15 protein-coding genes are annotated in these 20,261 nt (G+C 38.6%); 1 reads left to right on the plus strand and 14 read right to left on the minus strand.

Translation table 11 applies throughout. The annotated features are described in order from the left end of the window. Positions 1–105 precede the first annotated feature (105 nt). The 11 genes from CIN_RS06705 to CIN_RS06755 form a co-directional block, all read right to left on the minus strand. Positions 106–1,287 carry an OFA family MFS transporter gene (locus CIN_RS06705; RefSeq protein ID WP_008854315.1) on the minus strand — a complete coding sequence of 394 codons (1,182 nt, stop codon included), beginning with the start codon at positions 1,285–1,287 and terminating at the stop codon, positions 106–108. 232 nt (positions 1,288–1,519) lie between these two features. Beyond that, the gene (locus tag CIN_RS06710; RefSeq protein ID WP_008854316.1) at positions 1,520–2,746 is read right to left on the minus strand and encodes a tetratricopeptide repeat protein; all 1,227 of its coding nucleotides are present in this window, start codon (positions 2,744–2,746) and stop codon (positions 1,520–1,522) included. 15 nt (positions 2,747–2,761) lie between these two features. Beyond that, on the minus strand, positions 2,762–3,211 hold the full coding sequence (locus CIN_RS06715; RefSeq protein WP_008854317.1) for an ExbD/TolR family protein: 450 nt from the start codon (positions 3,209–3,211) through the stop codon (positions 2,762–2,764). Positions 3,212–3,229: 18 nt separating this feature from the next. Next, entirely contained in the window at positions 3,230–3,685 is a 456-nt protein-coding gene (locus CIN_RS06720; RefSeq protein ID WP_008854318.1) for an ExbD/TolR family protein, read from the minus strand. After that, complete coding sequence (locus tag CIN_RS06725) at positions 3,682–4,599, minus strand: MotA/TolQ/ExbB proton channel family protein (RefSeq protein ID WP_008854319.1); 918 nt, start codon at positions 4,597–4,599, stop codon at positions 3,682–3,684. Before CIN_RS06725 ends, CIN_RS06720 begins: the two co-directional genes overlap by 4 nt. Before the next feature lie 164 nt (positions 4,600–4,763). After that, positions 4,764–5,084 (minus strand): energy transducer TonB, encoded by a 321-nt coding sequence (locus tag CIN_RS11470; RefSeq protein ID WP_170314042.1) that lies wholly within the window; start codon positions 5,082–5,084, stop codon positions 4,764–4,766. A 159-nt stretch (positions 5,085–5,243) separates the two neighbouring features. Next, complete coding sequence (locus tag CIN_RS06735; RefSeq protein ID WP_008854321.1) at positions 5,244–5,930, minus strand: energy transducer TonB; 687 nt, start codon at positions 5,928–5,930, stop codon at positions 5,244–5,246. Positions 5,931–5,990: 60 nt separating this feature from the next. Further along, positions 5,991–7,122 (minus strand): peptide chain release factor 2 gene (gene prfB, locus CIN_RS06740; RefSeq protein ID WP_139016968.1). Its coding sequence is split into 2 segments (ribosomal slippage): positions 5,991–7,052 and positions 7,054–7,122, totalling 1,131 coding nucleotides; the frame shifts between segments, so codons are not numbered across the junction. A 72-nt stretch (positions 7,123–7,194) separates the two neighbouring features. After that, positions 7,195–9,720, minus strand: coding sequence for a penicillin-binding protein 1A (locus CIN_RS06745; protein ID WP_008854323.1), 2,526 nt, complete (start codon positions 9,718–9,720; stop codon positions 7,195–7,197). Positions 9,721–9,832: 112 nt separating this feature from the next. Next, positions 9,833–10,747: an aldo/keto reductase gene (locus tag CIN_RS06750; RefSeq protein WP_008854324.1), complete on the minus strand. Its 915-nt coding sequence runs from the start codon at positions 10,745–10,747 to the stop codon at positions 9,833–9,835. A 66-nt stretch (positions 10,748–10,813) separates the two neighbouring features. Continuing rightward, the gene (locus CIN_RS06755; protein ID WP_008854325.1) at positions 10,814–12,352 is read right to left on the minus strand and encodes a TerC family protein; all 1,539 of its coding nucleotides are present in this window, start codon (positions 12,350–12,352) and stop codon (positions 10,814–10,816) included. Positions 12,353–12,500: 148 nt separating this feature from the next. Here CIN_RS06755 and rdgB point away from each other — a divergent pair, with 148 nt between their 5' ends. Then, the gene (gene rdgB, locus CIN_RS06760; protein WP_008854326.1) at positions 12,501–13,103 is read left to right on the plus strand and encodes an RdgB/HAM1 family non-canonical purine NTP pyrophosphatase; all 603 of its coding nucleotides are present in this window, start codon (positions 12,501–12,503) and stop codon (positions 13,101–13,103) included. 23 nt (positions 13,104–13,126) lie between these two features. On the opposite strand, the gene CIN_RS06765 is transcribed toward rdgB, so the two are convergent. The 3 genes from CIN_RS06765 to CIN_RS06775 all read right to left on the minus strand — a co-directional run bounded on the left by CIN_RS06765 (position 13,127) and on the right by CIN_RS06775 (position 20,161). After that, positions 13,127–15,730: an MMPL family transporter gene (locus CIN_RS06765; RefSeq protein WP_040364058.1), complete on the minus strand. Its 2,604-nt coding sequence runs from the start codon at positions 15,728–15,730 to the stop codon at positions 13,127–13,129. Positions 15,731–16,194: 464 nt separating this feature from the next. Next, the gene (locus CIN_RS06770; RefSeq protein ID WP_008854328.1) at positions 16,195–17,703 is read right to left on the minus strand and encodes a basic amino acid/polyamine antiporter; all 1,509 of its coding nucleotides are present in this window, start codon (positions 17,701–17,703) and stop codon (positions 16,195–16,197) included. 82 nt (positions 17,704–17,785) lie between these two features. After that, positions 17,786–20,161 (minus strand): Orn/Lys/Arg family decarboxylase, encoded by a 2,376-nt coding sequence (locus tag CIN_RS06775; protein ID WP_040364059.1) that lies wholly within the window; start codon positions 20,159–20,161, stop codon positions 17,786–17,788. Positions 20,162–20,261 lie beyond the last annotated feature (100 nt).

A 20,261-nucleotide genomic window follows, 5' to 3' on the forward strand; every position in this document is an offset into this window, starting at 1 on the left:
AGTCCTTTAAAGCTCTATATAGGCATTATAAATTATAATAATTGCATCTGTTTTATGCTGTTCCCTTAAAATAATCAACACTTGTTCAACTTCAATATGATGTCATTACTCCTGATGTAGTTTATTTTTCGTCAACATAACAATCACCAAAGCCAAAATCATACTAAGAACTAGAACCGGTAACGTCTTTTGAAAGCCATTTAAAACAAAGGAAATCACATTTCCACACACACTACCGATACCAAATCCAAGATAAATAAAGCCATAATTTTTTGTAACATTCTTTATGCCGAAAAAATCACCAATCAACGGAGGATAAACGGTTATAGAACCACCAAATCCAAAGGCAACACAAGCAATCGCGATAAAAAATAAAACCATATTTAATTCAGGGTAACAAATCAATGCCACGCCAGAACACAGAATGATTTGGCAAATTCGAACGGATTTTAATGTTCCAATTTTATCCGAAGCACTTCCCATAACTAAACGGCCACAAAGATTAAAGAACGTTAAAATTGCTACTGCATTTGCAGCCGTTGATGCATCTAAGCCTGCCATAGACTCACCAATATCTTTGGCCGCACCAATCACATAGAGTCCTGTCATACAGGTCATTAAAAAGATAACTGCAAATCCCCAATAAGATTTATGAGATAAAACTTCGCCCAATGTATGATTGCTACGCGTTTGTTCTTGAGGCGCATTAAACATCATAAAGGCAGATAAAATTAACAACACAAAAACAATAATCCCCCAATATAAGAAAGCCTTTTGCAATCCATAAGCAACTAATAAATCATAATTAATATATTTAAAAGCCACTCCACCTAAACCATAAGCCCCAACAGCCAAAGAAGAAATCAACCCTTTTTTCTGAGGAAAGATTTTAACGCAGTTTGTTAGTGACATTAAATAGACGGAACCTTCAGCAATACCGATGAGAATACCTGCACCGATATAAATACCAATCAAATTCGTTGCATGAGCTGCAATATATAAACCGATAAACATTAAGAATGCAGAAATAATTGTTGTATATCGCAACCCAATTGTTTTCTCGATATAGCCTGCTTGAGAGGACGCTAACGCCAACATAAAGCAACATAATCCAAAGGTTAACGCAACCCGATAAGCATCTACGTGAAGCTCTTGAGCAATCGCAGCATTAAATAAACTCCACGTATATACAGAACCTAAAGCAAACTGGGCAATAATTGTCCCAATTAAAGTGAATGCTTTCTTAGAGCTTGATAACTGAGTAACAGATGCAGCAGTTGAGGACATAACAACAATAATACCCGAAGATATTCCATAAAGATTTTAAATAATTGTCCATAGGATAATGATTCCTATAATAAAATAAAAAGAGTCTTTATGACGATATCACATATTCATGAGTTATCGTATCTAATTAGCAACATTCAAAGTAACATTGAACGTGATCAATAAAAAGAAAAAGCCCCATATGACATATGATCATATAGGGCTTTTCAATGATTATCTCTTCACTAAATGCTTATTTCGCTTGCCATTTCATTAACCATAGGCTGGCCAATTCAGCAGGAACATTTTGCCCCGTTAAAGATTTTAAAACCGTGACTGCTTTTTTCTTATCACCAGAAGCTTGTTCTGCTAACGCATATTCCAATGAAGCAATATTCCGATCAGTCGTGGGTTTCGCCAAGGCTTCTTGCATGATTTTAATGCCTTCTGTGACCTCACCTCCAGCAAAGCTATCATAACCTAACTTAAAGAGTGCATCACTTGTTTTTTCTTGACGTGCAGCAGAGAGCTGAGTATTAAACTCTTGCTTTTGCTTCTCGATAATTTTACCGATATACTCTTCTAACCGTAAAGCACGGCTAGCATTATTCCCTGTGAATAAATTTTTTGCACGGCCACGCACCAAAGTTTCCTTACCCACATGAGGTAATCCCGCTTGCACTGCAATTTCAGCCATTGTCATATATTGATCAGCAGTCGTCAATAAACCTGCTTGCTCTCTAAATCTCCAAACTTCTAACTCGACTTGTGGGGTCATCCCTTTGGCTGAAACCAAAGAATTCATGACATGAGACCAGTATTCAGGCTTTGGATAGTGTAAAGCAAGCTGCATATAACTATGACGCAAGCCCTCTTGATCCCCTAATTTTTGCTGACAATTGACCATAAATTGCCATTGCGTTTCTGCGGGAACAGAACCATTTTTTAATTCAGTATTAATTTGATTTTGTTGTTCGTTCAATGCAGACTTGAAGTCATTATTTAAGAAATAAGACTGTATCAACAAGGTCTGCATATGAGGATTATCTCCACCAGCTTTGAAATATTGTTGAATATATTGTGCTGTCTGAGGATATTTTCTGGCACGATACGCCAAGCTGGCCTGAGCCATCATTGTTTGAATACGTTGATCTTTGGTCAAACGCGAAGAAGAAAGCAAATGCGTATATCCAGCCAAAGCTACATCCACTTTATTTTGTTTAACCGCAGATGCAATTTGTAACTGTGTAATAATGTCATGCTCATAAGGACTGGCATTGGGAATAGCTTGAGCTTCCTTAATGGCCTCATCAGCCTGAGCATATTTTCCTTGCTTCATGAGTTGTTCTGCCTGTTTCAAAGGCACAGCCATCTTATTACTGACAATATCTTTGCCATATGCAGCAACAGCCCCCATACTCATCGCAGAGCTTAAAAATGTTGCTACTAATAAATTACGTATCCAAACAGAATGTTTCATGAAGTCTCTCTCGCCTTAATTTTGTCCCATAATGCCAATTTTCTTGACACCCAACCGTTGCGCATCTGCCAAAATCACAGCAACCACTTTATAGCTCGCCAATCGATTAGGCTTAATAAACAATGTTGGCTGATCGGGTTGTGCAGCGATATCTTTGAATTTTTGCTGTAAAGCATCTTCATTCGCAACCGTTTGATTATCAAATGAAATCGTATTATCAAAATCAATCGCAACCGTTAAACTCGGAGGAGGTTCAACTTGAGTAGGCTCCCCTCTTCCCAAAGCAAGCTGTACAGATTGCGTCTGTAGTGGAATGGTAATGATTAACATCACCAACAACACCAACATCACGTCAATCAAAGGGGTTGTGTTAATATCAACAATAACCTCTTCTTCTTCATCTGTGCTTTTTTGCAGCAAAAGACGGCGTTGTTGTCGGGCTCTTAACGTATTATTATCCATCATTAATAATCCTTACTACCCCTAGCCTGGCTTTGGAGGTTGCGTAATGAAGTCCACACGAGTAATGCCTGCTTGTTGGCACGCATCGACCACTTTACCTACAAATTCATAACGCGCATTAATATCACCACGAATTTGGATCTGTGGCTGTGGCTTCATCGCAGAAATCTCTACCAGCTTAGAACCCAGCATATTCATATCTGCCACAGGCTGTTCATTCCAAAAAATCTGTCCATCGGCATTCACCGCCAATACAATATTTCCTGGTTTTACCATTGTTAAATGGCTCATCCGTTCTGGCAAATTGACTTGCACGGTATGTGTTGCAACAGGAATAGTGATTAAGAAAATAATCAACAGCACCAGCATAATATCAACCAAAGGGGTCGTGTTAATTTCGGAAACGACTTCGTTTTCCTCTCCTCCCATTCCCCCATAATCCCCACCACCGCGGGGGCCACCTAAGTGAATGCTCATGAAGCGTCACTTTCTTTACTTGCTGTATTTTTAGTTTGAGGATTGCCACCAATTAACACACATTGAACATCTGATGTGAAATTACGAGCTTGATCCATGACCACTTTATTACGACGAACTAAGAAGTTATATCCCAATACTGCAGGAACCGCAGTCGCCAAACCAATCGCTGTCATGATTAATGCTTCACCCACTGGACCTGCAACTTTATCTAATGTTGCTTGGCCAGCAATGCTAATTGCAGATAACGCATGATGAATCCCCCAAACCGTTCCGAATAACCCTACAAAAGGTGCTGTAGAACCAACAGTTCCTAAGAAAGCTAATCCACTTTGTAAACGTGCTTGAACATGATCCAACGCACGGTGCAAGCTCATAGAAACCCAGCTGTATAAATCAATAGAATCTTGCAATGCGCCCTTGTGATGTTGAACTGCTTCAATTCCGTTTTCAGTAATATAACGATAAGGAGATTGCGCATTTAATACTTCGGCACTTTGTTGCAAATTCTTTTGTTGCCAAAATTGCTTGCGGCTAACTTCTTTAAACGCACCTGAAACGCGGTTTTGTGCAATCACTTTGATAACAATCACATACCAACTACCAATGGACATAATCGCCATAATTAACAAGGTAATCCGTGAAACAATATCCCCACCCGTCCATAAAGCTTTTAATCCATAAGGATTGTCTGCAGGCTTTGCATCTGCTGCGGTAAAAGGTGTTGCAGATACAGCTTGTTGCTGTTGTTCAGGTGCCATAGTCGCAGGTTGCGCAGCCGGAGCAGCAGCAGGTTGCGCTGTTGCGGTTTGTGCAGGCTGTTGTGCCATCGTTGTTTGATTGACCGCTAACGCCATTGTCAATACAAAAGCAACGGGGGCAACATAACGAACAAAGTGATAACGCTTACTCATAATTCAAAAACATTCCTCAACAAAACAAAAAAGCAAAATTACTCAAAAACAACTCAATCTTTATAATTTATATTCAACAAAGAGTATAATAAATACACCCTATCCTTGAATAAACTGATCATTCATAAAGACCACACTGAAACTTTTAACAAAACCTCTATCCTTTATTGCTCTTTCTGGAACTGAAATAAATATTGCCGAGCATATTCTTTCACTGCAATTCCATGATTAAGCTTAGGTTTATAATGAGCTTGCCTTACATATTGTAAAGATTCAGCATCAAAACTTTCCTCTCCACTCGACTGAGTAATGTGACAATGACTAGTCACCCCAGTTTCTTCTATATCACAACTCAACGAGACTTTTCCTTCTTTTCCAGCCTGTATCATTGATTTAGGATACTCAATAGAGATACCATTCAAAGGACGCCCCCCTAGCGAAAGAATTAAACCATCTTGTGAGAGAATTAAACGCTCTATTCTCACTGGTGATACAACCTCTTTTTTATGTTCAGCCTTATGACCCCACGGATATAAAAACTGTCCTATTGATCCTATGTAGCTAATTAGAAGCAAAAGCGCAGAAAAAAACATTTTTAAAAGATGATATAATTCTGCCAAGAAAAACGACCTCTAATATCCCAATTAATCAGAAAGCTTAAATGTAATCGTATAATGATGACCAAACTCTTTGACAGGAACGCCATTTTTAGTCGCTGGACGATAACGCGCATTTCCTGAAAACTTTAACGCAGCTCTTGTAAAAGAAGATCCCCCAGAAGAGCTAATCACATGACAATTACTCGTTGAACCAGTGGTCTCAACATCACAAGATAAAATAACTTTCCCCTCTTTGCCTTCAGCTTCCATATCGGGTGGATATTCAATCTGAGCCCCATTTAATGGGCGACTTCCTGCACTACGATCTGGTTTACCTTCACTTGCATTAGACTGACCTTGCCCTTGCGTTGCTGCTGGTGCACTTGATGCTGCTGGTGCAGGTGCCGATTCAGCAGGATGAACTTTTTTAACAGTTTTTTTGACTACTGGTGGCGGTTTAGGTTGTGGAGGAGCCTCCGTATTAATGGGTGGCGGTTCGATTTCAGGTGGCGGTGGTACAATCATTTCTGGTGCTGGTGGTTGTGCCGTCGCAGCAGAAGCCGAAGATGCCACATCAATAATCTGAACCTGAACAGGAGGTTGCTCTGGTTGATCTTTTTTAGGAATGGATAAGAACACCACTAATAGCCAGATCACTAAAATATGGAATATAACTACCCCAATGAACCCAACAATATGTTCAACAGGATGACGTTCATTCAAATTGACCATTAATCAATTCTTCCTATTCTTTTCATAATCATAACCATCAACACACACCCTTATTATTCTTTATGACGCTTGCGCACTGGCCTCTGAACGTGTTGCACCAACACGCAGTGCCAAAGAAGCCGCCATAAACTCATCTAAATCCCCATCCAATACAGCCTGAGGATTTGTTCTTTCTACTTCTGTACGTAAGTCTTTAACCAACTGATACGGGGCCAAAACATAAGAACGTATTTGATGTCCCCATCCAATATCTGTTTTTCCAGCTTCTGTCTGTGCAGCTGCCTCTTCACGTTTTTTCAACTCTGCTTCATATAAGCGTGCTTTTAACATTTCCATCGCTGTGGCACGGTTACGATGTTGAGAGCGATCATTTTGACAAGCAACCACAATTCCAGTTGGAACGTGGGTAATACGAATAGCAGATTCAGTTTTATTAATATGCTGTCCACCAGCACCCGAAGCACGGTAAGTATCAACCTTTAAATCAGATTCATTAATATCAATTTGAATTGAATCATCAATCACAGGATAAACCCACACAGACGCAAAAGAAGTATGACGACGTTTAGCAGAATCAAACGGTGAGATACGAACTAAACGATGCACCCCAGCCTCAGTTTTTAACCAACCATAGGCATTAATACCGCTAATCTGTAAAGTCGCAGATTTAATTCCAGCCGTATCACCTTCTGTGCTTTCCATAAACGATACTTTATATCCACGCTGCTCAGCCCAACGTGTATACATACGCAACAACATTTGTGCCCAATCTTGAGCTTCTGTTCCACCAGCGCCAGAGTTGACCTCTAAATAACAATCATTTCGATCAGCTTCACCAGAAAGTAAGCTTTCAATCTCTAAACGCTTAACTTCTTTTTCCAAAGCCTTCAGATTACTTAAAGCATCATCAATAATGGCTTGATCCCCTTCGAGTTCTGCCAATTCGATCATCTCTAAATTATCGTTACACTCCTGCTCTAAACGACGGACAAAATCCACTTGATTGGCAAGATAGGTTCTTTCTTGCATAATCTTTTGCGCATTTTCCGCGTCATCCCATAAATTAGGATCTTCGATTTGATGATTTAGCTCAGCAAGCCGATCCAATGCGACATCCCAGTCAAAGATGCCTCCTCAGCAGCTCTAACGACTGCTCGATCACTTGATGAATTGCTTCACTCTCTGTGGACATAAAATCCTCTACTTCCAAATGCAAATAGTTCTTAGTATTACTATCAACTTTTTTTAACGAATACAAGCCCGATTAATACAAGCCACCCATTCCAATATCTTCACCTGAAGGTGCCGCTGCTGGCGCTGTTTTAGGCTTAATTGTACCACCATCATTAACATAATCACCAGAATAACCTGATCCCATATTATCCTCTGAATCTGGCACATTCTCAGCCCCAGTATCCGCTGCACTTAACGCACCTGTCGCAGCACCTGAGCTTAGATTAATACTAGCCCCAGGGGTTTGACCATCTTTAAACGCATCCATAACCATCCCTTTGCTCGTGCTATAACTCGCCATAAAGATTCCTGATGGTCTTACAAAATCTCTTTTTGGATAGGTTGGCAACACATCTTTCATATAAGCATTCCACACTGGCCCAGCCAATACACCCCCAGCCATACCTTTACCCAAAGTCTTTGGCGTATCAAACCCAAACCAAACAACAGTCACAACATCTGGAGAGAACCCCGCAAACCAAGCATCATTGAAATTTTGTGTTGTTCCTGTTTTCCCAGCTATCGGCGTATCAATCCCTTTACTAGCAGAGAAGCCAGTACCTCGACGCATCACATCTTCCATCATGGTAATAATCTGATAAGAACTTTGTTCAGAAGCTGCACGTTTACGATTATCTGTAAATGTAGGCAATTGATTTGGATCCGTCACATTATTCGCTGTAAATGCGTCTGAACGCCAAATGACCTTACCATTACGATCCTGAATATAATCCACTGTTGTTGGATGAACAACCATCCCTTCCGCTGCAATACTCGCATAAGCCCCGGCATGACGGATAACTGTTGTTTCAACGGCCCCTAACACCGCAGGCAACACTTTAGGCATTGAATCAACTTCACCTAATGCGATTGCCAAGCTTGAAATCGCATCCATTCCAACCTGTGCAGCCAAACGAATAGTCACAAGGTTACGAGAATAACGCAACCCATTATGCAAGGCTGTTGGCCCCCAAAAGTTCTTTTCATAGTTATTTGGATGCCAATCCCCTACAGAAAATGGAGAATCCATAAAGATCTGAGAAGGTAAAATTCCTTTTTCCATTGCTGCTAAATAAGCAATCGGTTTAAATGAAGAACCTGGCTGACGTTGGGCTTGTGTTGCGCGGTTAAATTGAGATTCTGCAAAAGACCACCCACCGAACATCGCTAACACACGTCCAGTTCTGACATCCATAGAGACCAGAGCCCCTTCAACTTGAGGAATCTGGCATAATTCAACCTGACTTCCCTCAGCCTGAGGTTCAATCATCACAATGTCACCGTCTTTTAATGGGTGACGCTTTGACCAAGCTAGACTTTTAGATAAAATCGTTCCTTGATGTGGTGTTCCATTTTTACCACCTTCAATCCAACCGACCTCACCCGTTCTAGCATTTAAAACCATTGCCAAACGCCAGTTCGGCAACATACCAGCAGGTGCTTGTCGTTTTGCCAGATCTTCTTTCCATTGATTAACGGCATCATCCCCAAGATGAGCAACAGCACCACGCCAACCATGATTACGATCATATTTCACCAAGGCTTGACGCATTAACTTTGTTGCTAATGCTTGGTCTTTCAAATCAAGACTAGTATGAACTTCTAATCCACCTTGCATTGTTTTTTCAAGACCATAACGATCAATCAAATCACGACGAACTGCTTCACCAAACCATTCTGTGCCAACTAATGGCCCACGTCGACCACTGGTATTTTTAGGCAATAACGGTTCATTTTGCGCTTTAACTTTTTCTTCTTGAGTAATTGCACCCGTTTCCGCCATACGTGCCAAAACAAAATCACGACGCTGCTTTGCGGCATCTGGTTTACGGAATAAATCATAGTTATAAGGAGACTTTGGTAAACCGCCAAGATAAGCGGCTTCTGCAGTTGTTAATTGATCTAAATTTTTATGAAAATAAATTTGTGCAGCAGCAGCAACCCCATAAGCCCCTGCTCCCAAATAGATCTCATTTAAATAAATTTCTAAAATCTGATCTTTGCTAAGAGATTGCTCTATTCGCATTGCCAGAATAGCTTCTTTAATTTTACGTTCTAACTTACGATCATTGTTTAACAGCATATTACGTGCAACTTGCTGAGTAATCGTAGAAGCACCTACTAAGCGTTTTCCATTCACACGAAACACATCTTGTATCACAGCACGAGCAATCGCTAATGGATCAATCCCGCCATGTGTATAAAAATTTTTATCTTCAGTCGCTATAAAAGCATCTTTAACTTTTTGAGGAATAGCCGCTGAGGGTACAAATAATCGACGCTCTGCAGCCAACTCAGCAACAACCTGATCATCATCAGAATAAATTCGGCTCATCACTGGAGGGGAATAATCCCGAAGCCCCACAACAGTAGGTAATCCTTTGATTGCCCCTTGATACTTAATCCAAGCAGCAAGCCCCCCCCCTACAAGGACAAATAAAAACAATCCAGCAACAGTTCCGAGGAATAAGCACCAGAACCTGTAACGAGGACGGGGCAAAGCAGCAGCTGGACGTTTGCGTTTAGAATTACGCGTATCAGGATTTTCAGGAGACATATGTGTTAGGCTCTATTCTCAAAAATGACGATATAAACAATCTAATTAATTGCCTTATATACAGATCTTCATAGAAAATTGAAATAAGTCAAATAAAATGATCTAAGAAAAATTACTCTTCTGTCAAATATAACTTTACAGCGTTTTTACGACATTCCCACATTTCTGCACCTTCTTTGTCTAATTGTTCCCATTCATCATCAGATAAATGAATATTCACCGCAGCTGTATTTTCTTCTAAATGCTTTACTTTTCCAGTCCCTGGAATAGGAATAATATGTCCAGATCGCTTTAATAACCACGCCAATGCAATTTGCCTTGCTGTTGCTTTTTTGTTCGCCATAACTTCTTTTAAAACGGGCCCTTCCTCGAAGACACCTTGATCTAATGGAGCATAGGGAATAAAGGCAATATTATTCGCATCACAATAACTGACAACATGCTCGGATTCACGATTAATCAAATTATATTTATTTTGTACTGAAACGACTTTAAAAAATTCTTGGGCTCTTTTAATCATATTCACCCCCACCGCAGATAATCCAACATGACGAATTAGACCTTCTTGCTGCATTTTAGCAATCACTTCAAATTGCACTTCTGCTGGCGTATCCTCTGCGACACGATGCAACTGCCAAAAACGAATCTGACCTAACTTTAAACGACGTAGGCTCATTAACACACATTGGCGCAAATAATCAGGATTACCAATAGGCCGCCAAATATCAGGCCCATGACGCGTATGTCCTGCTTTTGTGCCAATCAATAATTGTGAAGAATATGGATATAAAGACTCACGAATTAAATCTTCACTAATATAGGGGCCATAACTGTCCGCTGTATCAATAAAATTAATACCCAATTCCACAGCACGCTTTAAGGTAGCAATTGCTTCGTTACGATCTTCTGGTTCTCCCCAAACACCTTTACCAACAATACGCATAGCACCAAATCCCATGCGATTGATTTCAATTTCTCCGCCTATCTTATAAGTGCCAGCACTTGCAGCATTAATTTCTTGAGCCATGTTACTTCCCTTTACGATCACTTAAAGATACTACTTTATCTTATAATACTTTTCTTAAAAGATAGACTATTCCTGATGAGGATCTTCCAACTTCGTGATACGAACTAAGTCAATACGATAATCTTTTACTTCTAAAACTTCAAATCTTAATTGATTAATTTCAATCACTTCGCCAACCTTTAAAATCCGTTTATAATGCGCAAAAAGAAAACCCGCTAAAGATACATACTCTTCATCATGATCAAAAAACGCATCACAATTCAAAGTCATCATTACAGAGTGAATATCTGTTGCCCCTTTAACCAACCAGCCATCCCCATCTTTTGAAATCTTTGACGTTTCATCTTCATCAGGAAACTCACCAGCAATAGCCTCCAAAACATCGACTGGCGTTGCAATCCCTTGAACCGTATCAAATTCATTCACAATAACAACCAAACGCCCCTTAGCTTTCTTTAAAATTGGCAGTAAGTTAATGACATCAATCATATCTGGCACAATAATTGGAGGATATTTTGATGCGAAGTCAGCAATATCGCCTTTATCATTAACCACCATCAGCAAATCTTTGGCTCTAACCACCCCAATAATCCTATCCAATTCCCCTCGGCAAATTGGAAAAATATTATGAGGCGTTTCCATAATATGCGTCTTGATTTCTTCTAAAGAATCCTCACAATCAATCCAAGATACTTCTATACGCGGTGTCATAATACTACGCAAAGAACGAGAAGCCAGCGTTAAAACGCCATTAATCATATAGCGCTCCTCTTCAGCAAAACTCTCTTGAGAAGCCTGCTCTGTAGCTCCTTTACTTTTCTCTGAATGATTAGAACCAATTAAACTTAATATTTTCTCAGCCGTACGATCTCTAAAAGGTCTTTTTGATTGATTTTTAAGAAAATTCCGTCGCGCAACTTGATTAAAAAACTCAATAAGCAAGGAAAAGCTAATCGCCGCATAAACATACCCTTTGGGAATATGGAACCCTAATCCATCAGCAACCAAGCTAACACCAATCATCATCAAAAAGCTGAGACACAACACAACAACTGTTGGATGAGCAATCACAAATTTTGTTAACGATTTAGACGCATAAATCATAATCATCATCGAAATAATGACTGCTGAAGCCATAATGGCAAGCTCATCAACCATCCCAACGGCTGTAATCACTGAATCCAAAGAAAACACAGCATCTAATACAATAATTTGGGCTATCACGATCCAAAATTTTGCATCGCCCTTTCCTTGATTTTCTTGATGCTCATGCCCTTCCAATCGTTCATGCAGCTCCATCGTGGCTTTAAATAACAGGAAAACACCACCCACAATCAAAATAACATCGCGAACAGAGAGTGTAAAACCACCATACTGAACCAAAGGCTTCGTTAATGTCACAATCCATGAAATAATAGACAGCAACCCTAAACGGGTAACCATCGCGAGAACCAAACCAACCACTCTGGCTTTATCTCGTTGATGAAATGGTAGTTTATCAGCAATAATCGCAACAAAAACGAGATTATCGATCCCTAGGACAATTTCTAAAACAATTAATGTAATTAATCCTGCCCAAGCCGAAGGATCTAGTAAGAGTTCCATGTATAATTCTCAAAAAATAATAAAAGCCAATTTATAATCGCAGCGGTAACAATACAAAAGAAAATGATTTATTTCACTCTATATTCCACGCTAATATATTAAAAATAATTCAATTGGGTTTATTTTATACAATAAAAAAGAGTATTTTATGACAATCTATCGCAAAATAGAGCATGGTTCTAAACTGGTTGTGGCCACCCATAATGCTGGGAAAGCTCAAGAAATACGGAGCCTATTAGCACCCTTTCAAATTCAAACTTATTCAGCTGGAGATTTAAACTTACCAGAACCCGAAGAAACAGGCTCTACCTTTAGTGAAAACGCAAAGATCAAAGCGATGGCTGCGACTTTAAAATCTGGGTTACCTAGCCTTGCCGATGATTCTGGATTTTGTATTAATGCATTAAATGGAGATCCTGGAATATACTCTGCACGTTGGGCTGGCCCTAACAAAGATTATCCTATGGCAATGCGCACCATGTATGAAAAACTGGAAAAATTTGAAAATCGCTCTTGTTATTTCATCTCTGTCTTATGTTTAGCTTTTCCAGATGGGTATAGTTGCGAATTCGAAGGGAAAATTCACGGTGACTTTATTTGGCCTGCCAGAGGTCATAACGGTCATGGTTATGACCCTATCTTTCAACCCAAAGGATCTTCACTTACCTTTGCTGAAATGACCGAAACCCAGAAAAATGAAATTAGCCACCGCGGATTGGCTTTTCAACAATTTATAAAAAACTGTTTCTAAGCCTTTTTCTTTTCCCCCGCTTGTTATTTTTCGTCAATGTCACGTTTAGGTAATAAAGCGGGAACCAGTCCCAATGTCACAAGAAGAGTACATCCCAACGAAATCAATAACAGAACCCCCATACTTGCTGTTCCAGGATGTGCTGAGGCAGCTAATGCACCAAAAGCTGTCCCTGTTGTTAACGCAGAGAATAAAACAGCTCTAGAGGTTGGTGATGCTAAAGGTTCTTTTAATTGATCGCGCCAATTCATAACGAAATAAATATTAAATGACACACCTACTCCTAAAAAAAGAGGTAACGTAATAATATTAGCAAAATTCAATGACATCCCCACGGCAACCATCACAATAACCGCAATTAACCCAGACAAAAGCAATGGGATCATCACTAAAATCATATCTAATACACGGCGCAGCGCAATAAACAAAATAATTGCCAAAGCCACAATCGCCATACAGGCTGCAATAATAAATGAATGCACAACAGTTTGAGCACTCTCTACAATATCCACCACTGTTCCCGCAGCTTTGGGAGCCACCGTAAGCACTTGCTTTACAAAATCTTTAATCTGCTTCGTTGTTAAATCTGTACCTTTGGGATAAACTTCTACCCTTAATCGCCCATCTTTTGTACGATATTGCTCGGCAAGCTCTGCAGGGATATCTTTTGCTGTCGTCAATTTAGGTGTTAAAATCGTTTGTAAGCGCTGTAATTGATATGGTAAAAATTGCACTAAATTATCATTAATTGCCATTAATTTATCATCTGGCATTTTTACAATTATTTGCAAAGCAGCTTGCATACGTCTTAAAGGACTATCTTGTGGTACCGCATCTTGAATGGAATCAAGACCTTGCAACATCTTTTCAATAGATTGACGCAGCTCTTGTGCTGTTGGTTTGGGCTTAGGATGATCTAAAGATAATGTTGGCAACAAAATAGATGCTGCATCATGCAACATTAATATTTTTTGCTGCTGATCTTCAGGAACAAAAGAATTTAACCAAACAACACTTTTTACCGCAGGAAGTTTTTGTAATTTATCCGCGATCTCTTTAGCTTCTTGAGGAGTATTTACAACAATATCAGCAGTATAAGGTGACGTATTGGGATCACCCATCATCATTTTCAATGCCATCATTCCTTCAGAATGAGGATCTTTCGTATGAAACGGATCAGCATCAAAAACAACTTTTTGATCTGCTAATAAGAAAATACCAATAGCTCCCAAAATCGCATAAATAGAAATAATGAGAAAACGATATTGACGTATTTTTTTATCAACAGGTTTTAACCAAGGAAAACCAGCTGCTTTTTGCACAATATTTGGACGTAAAAGAGCCAATAATGCAGGTAAAAATGTGACCGTACAGACAAAAGCAATAAACATACCAATACCAGCAATTAAGCCCAATTGCTTTACACCAATAAAATCAGTTGGCGTAAATGCTAGGAACCCTGCTGCTGCTGCAACTGCGGCGGTAAAAATTTGATGTCCTGTTTCAAACCCTGTTGCGGACAGAGCATGAAGTAAATCTTCTTTTTTATTTGTCCCAATTAATTCTTGCCCTCGGAAACGAACGCAAAACTGTATTCCAAAATCAACAGCAATACTGACAAATAAAATCGCAAAAGAAATTGATATTAAATTAAGTGTACCCACCGCTATCGATGCAAAGCCAGTGGTTAAAACCAATCCAATAAAAAGCAACATTAAAATTGGCAGGATCAATCGCCATGTCCGAACAGCCATAAATAGCCATCCTGCAACCAAAACAAAAGAAACAAATAATCCTACGACCATCCCATGTAAAACAGTCGAGAACTCTTCATCATTAATCTGAGCATCTCCCGTTATAAATACTTTAACAGCACCATTTTTAACATAAGGTAAATCATTAATTGAATTACGTAATATTTCAGAAGCCACCCCAGAAGGTCTAATAGAGTTTAAATCCAACTTCGGTTTAGCAATGACTAATTGATATTTTCCACCCAGTTCAGACAACTTCCCCGATAGACTTCTTTCCCAAGAAAATGGTTGAATATTTCCTGCTGCATCAGCGGTTAATACATTGGCAAATCCATTTAACGCATCATTATATTTCGCCAAATCAATTTGTTTTTCTTTAACCCCTAAGACAACCATACCCAATGTATCGAATAACCCTCTGGCAGACGGATCATCGGATAGGCTACTTAGAAACGGTTGAGCTTGAATAATATTATTTAAAGTAGTGTCCAATAAAGGAGGAGGTAAAAATAACAATCCGCTTTTCACTAAAAATGGATCATTTTGCAAAGATTCTACAAAATAAAAATGCTCTTTATCATTTTTTAACCGACTAACCAATGTTTGAGCACTGATCTCGCCTTCCTCTGGAGTTTTTGATTCAATCAACGCAACCAATAAATTTTCACGCTGAGGAAAATCTTTACTCATCTGATCAGAACGTTTTTTCCAATCCATACCGGCGGAAAACATTTTAGTCGTGTCTGTCGTAATCTCTAAATTGTTATATGTTATCAAAGACGAGGTAATTGCTAAGGCTATATAAAATATAACAGTCAACCATGCATGGCGAGAACAAAAGTTCACTATACGCCCAATAAGTGCGGATATCATATGGTCTAAAACCCCTTTACCCTTGATATTGATTGCAACCAAGAAACAGACACAACCATCCTAACAGAATATATAATCTGACATTCAAAATATTTACGCCTACATAAATAGAAATAAATAAGAAATAAAACAACCTTTATATGCAGACATCAGAAATAAAATACTAAATTAAAAATGATTTTATACAAAATGATGATTAATTTTCATGATAAAAATAATGCTTTCTATTTAATCTGGTTCTTATATACCCAATGATGCATAACCTTTAGCTAAGCTAGTTTTTCCATAAAGTAAGAAAAAGATTTGAATTATCAAAACAGATCTTGAGTAATTTTACAACTTAACGGATATGCAATAAAAAAAAAACCTTGATACTAGCTTTCTATCAAAGGGTAGTCAAAATATATTTCAAAGTAGCCTTATAACTTTATCGTTATAAACTGTTTATTGTATTATCTAGAACATTACAATGAAACAACACCTGTCAAAAATAGAGCTGCAACAATCACATCTAATAACAATAATATAGAGATATAAATATATTCTTTAGGTTCAAAAAGACGTTGATTATTTCCTTTTTCTTTACGTGACCAAATAAATACAGGTAATCCACATGTTAGTAAGATAGGAACAAGGGCAACATATTGCATTTGGCTGGCATAAAGAATGAATACACAGAATAAAGCACCTAAGATACCACTGATTAATGCAAGATGACGTCCACGTTTCGCATATTGATCATACTGACGATTAAGACAAATCTTAGCAATATATAAAGTCGTCGTAATATACGCAGGAACAACCATTAATGCACTGATGTTATACATTGTTGTCCATGCATTATTAGAGAAATATACTAACAACATTGCCGCTTGCATGATAAAACTACTAACCCAAAGGGAAACGCTTGCAGCTTGTTTTTTATTCGTGCGTGCAAATACTTTTGGGAAAGCGCCTTTTTGTCCTGCAACCATTGGGATTTCAGCACAAAGCATTGTCCATGCCAACCATCCTGCAAGCACAGAGATAATGAGACCAATATCCATCAACCACTCACCCCAAGGGCCAACCACGTGAGCTAACACTTTAGCGGTAGAAGGATTACTAACCAATGCAAGTTTAGACTGTGTTAAGGCTCCGAAAGGTAAAACTGACATCAACATATAAATGACTAAGGCTAAGATAAAGCCAATCAATGTTGCTTTACCAACATCTTTTTTGTTTTTAGCACGGCCAGAAAGCACCACCGCACCTTCAACCCCGATAAATGCCCATAAAGTCACAGTCATTGGTGCCAAGATTTGAGACATTAAAGAAACTGGTTCTGCTTGCCCATTAACGGTTTGCATGATTTGTGGAGAGTTACCCAAAAAATTACTTAAAACCTGAGAGTAATTGATCAAGAAACCAAGCAAGATTACAAATAAGATCAATGGAACTAACTTAGCAATTGTTCCGATTGTATTTACAAACCCTGCAACTTTTGTTCCTGATAATACAAGGAAATTATATCCCCAAATTAACACCGAACCACAAATAATAGAGTTTAAGTTATTTCCATCTGTAAAAACGCCAGGGAAAAATTGATTAAATGCATCCATCAAGATAACGGCAAAAGCAACGTTACCAAAAGCAGTCATTAACCAGTAACCCCAAGCGACGTTAAAACCGATAAAAGAACCGAACCCTTCTTGGGCATACATATAAACCCCAGCTTGCAAATCTGGACGTAAATCAGATAAAAGTCTAAAAGAGTTTGCAATAAAATAAATACCAATGCCAGCGATAATCCATGCAATAATCACAGGCCCTACTGCTGAAGTTGCTGCTGTATTTTGTGGTAGACTAAATACACCACCACCTAACATAGAGCCAACAACAATAGCAATTAATGCAATTAATCCAAGTTTATGTTCGCCACCAGACGGAGGACTTGCGGTATTACTTGTCGAATTTGAAGTTTGTGTTGTCATAAATAAAAATACCTAAACTGAAAGGGAAAGAGTTCCCTGGTATGAATAGAATTCACACCAGGAGCGCATACGCTAAACGAGACTACTGACGACCTTTTTTACCTGATGTAGAAACTTGACGTTTTTTAAAGGTAACTTCTTTAGGGAGTTCAACAGCTAGACGATCATCTTCAATAATGGCTCTGACCCAGAAATCTCCATTATCATCCACATTAACCCCTTGAATTTCATGTTCAAATCCTGGGAATATTTTATCAAACTCTTGTAAAGCACGAAGATAACCAATAATGCCGCTATCATCTTTTGGTAAACGTTCACCAGGCATTAATACTGGAATTCCTGGAGGATAAGGCACCAACATACTCGCTGCAATACGACCAGAAAAATCGTCTAAACGAATATGTTCTGCTTTATAACGAACAACTTTTTGATATGCTACAGCTGGCGTCATAACGGCTTCGGGATCACTATTCACTGCTTCATTGATATGTTTCATCAATTCCAGTTCACGCATTTTGTCATGCATTTCCTGACAAAGTTGTTTTAACGTTAATGTTTCATAACGTGGAGATTTTCCTTTTAAAGATGGAATAGCATCAATAGCCAAAGCATCCGTATCATACAGTTTTTTAAAGGTTAGAAGACTTTCAATCAAAGTGCCCCATTTTCCTTTTGTAATCCCAACAGAGAATAAAATTAAAACCGTATAATCCCCAGTACGAGCGATTTCAATGCGTCTATCATCAAGGAATTTAGTAATTAAGTAACCAGGAATACCTTGCTCTTCATATTGACCATCGGTGTTAATGCCTGGGCAAGTAATCGTCACTTTAACAGGATCAAGCATACTATCGGTATCTGCTAAGTCCTCTGCAGCAAATCCATGCCATTTATCTTCCGGTTTTAACTGCCAACATTGTTGATCTTGGCTTAATAACGATACAGGAGCATCCTCAAAACTAAAGCGTTTTCCTGTTTCTGGATCTTTCACTTCAGTCGGTTGCAAAACATCAAAGAACCAAGAAGTTTCATCTTCTTCCTCTTTTAATTGTCGTTTTACAGAGACGACAGCTTTACGAAATGCAATAGCCTCTTCAATTGATTCTTGCACCAAAGATGGGCCAGAGTCACCTTGCATCATGCTCACTGCAACATCAATAGACGCAATAATCGGATAAAATGGAGATGTCGTGCCATGCATCATAAAAGCATCATTAAAATCATCATAATTCAAAGGAGCACGTTCACTTGGTTTAACATGGATCATTGATGCCATGGAAAGTGCTGGTAACATTTTATGTGTAGACTGCACAGCAAAAATTGTTGGACGGTCTGGTGTATCTTGAACATCCATTGCATAGCGGTTTTTATATAATGGATGGAAACGTGCATATGCGTACCAAGCTTCATCAAAATGAATACGCGGAGCACTAGCACCAAGATGTTTAACAACATCATTTACATTATAACAAAAACCATCATAAGTACAGTTGGTCACAACAGCATAAGCTGGATTTTGATCCACAGCACCTGCAGCTAATGCGCTATTTTTAATCAAGCCATCAATACTATCTTTTTTCAAACGTTTGGTTGGAATTGGACCAATCAAACCATAAGCATTTCGTGTAGGTTTTAGATAAACTGGACGAGCATTAGAAAGTGTTAAGCCATGATTTAAAGATTTATGACAGTTACGATCAACAACGGCGATTTCATCGGTTGCTACTGCTGCTTGAGCAACAATACGATTTGACCCTGATGAACCAGAAACACCATAAAATGTCCAATCTGCACCAAAAAGTTTCGCTGCAATTTCTTCAGATTTTTTAGGTGGGCCTGCATGGATCAAATAATCTCCCATTTCAGCAGTGGCAACACCAATATCGGCACGCATCATATTTTCACCAAAGAAATTGATAAAATCAATGCCTACAGGATGTTTTAAATAAGCCATCCCACCCATGTGACCTGGGCAATCCCAATAATAATCTCCGTCCTCTGTAAAGTTTTTTAATGTTTTAAAATATGGAGGAAGAAGGTTTGCAGCATATCGATGCACAAGAGTATAAATACGGTTTGCTGTAAATTCAGGTGTTTCAGAAAATAAATAAATATACTCATTAACTTCTTTGATAATATTCAAAGGAATATGATCAGTAATATTTTTTTCAGAAACTAAAAATAATGGTGCTGAAGGATTACGCGCTCTAAAGATCTGAATAAATTTTTCATAGTCTTCAACCATTCCAGAACTGAGATCATCCCAAAAGAAGCCAACGCCACTATATTTAGGGCTCTCATTGATTAATTTAATACCATCTTGAATATTATGAACCACATGCGTTTCAAAATTACGCTTAGCAATCTCGTCTTTAATTTGAGTAACAGCATGTTTTGCTGGAGAATTTTCTTGTAAACTTGCAGACGAAATAAATAGGACGTTGTGATTAAACTTCATAATCATCTCTCTATTTTATAGGTTAATATTTTAATACGATATTATAACGTTACGCTATAAACTTATGGGTTAGATATAGGTACTCAAGGAACGAATACTA

It is taken from the genome of Commensalibacter intestini A911 (assembly GCF_000231445.1).
Taxonomy (GTDB): domain Bacteria; phylum Pseudomonadota; class Alphaproteobacteria; order Acetobacterales; family Acetobacteraceae; genus Commensalibacter; species Commensalibacter intestini.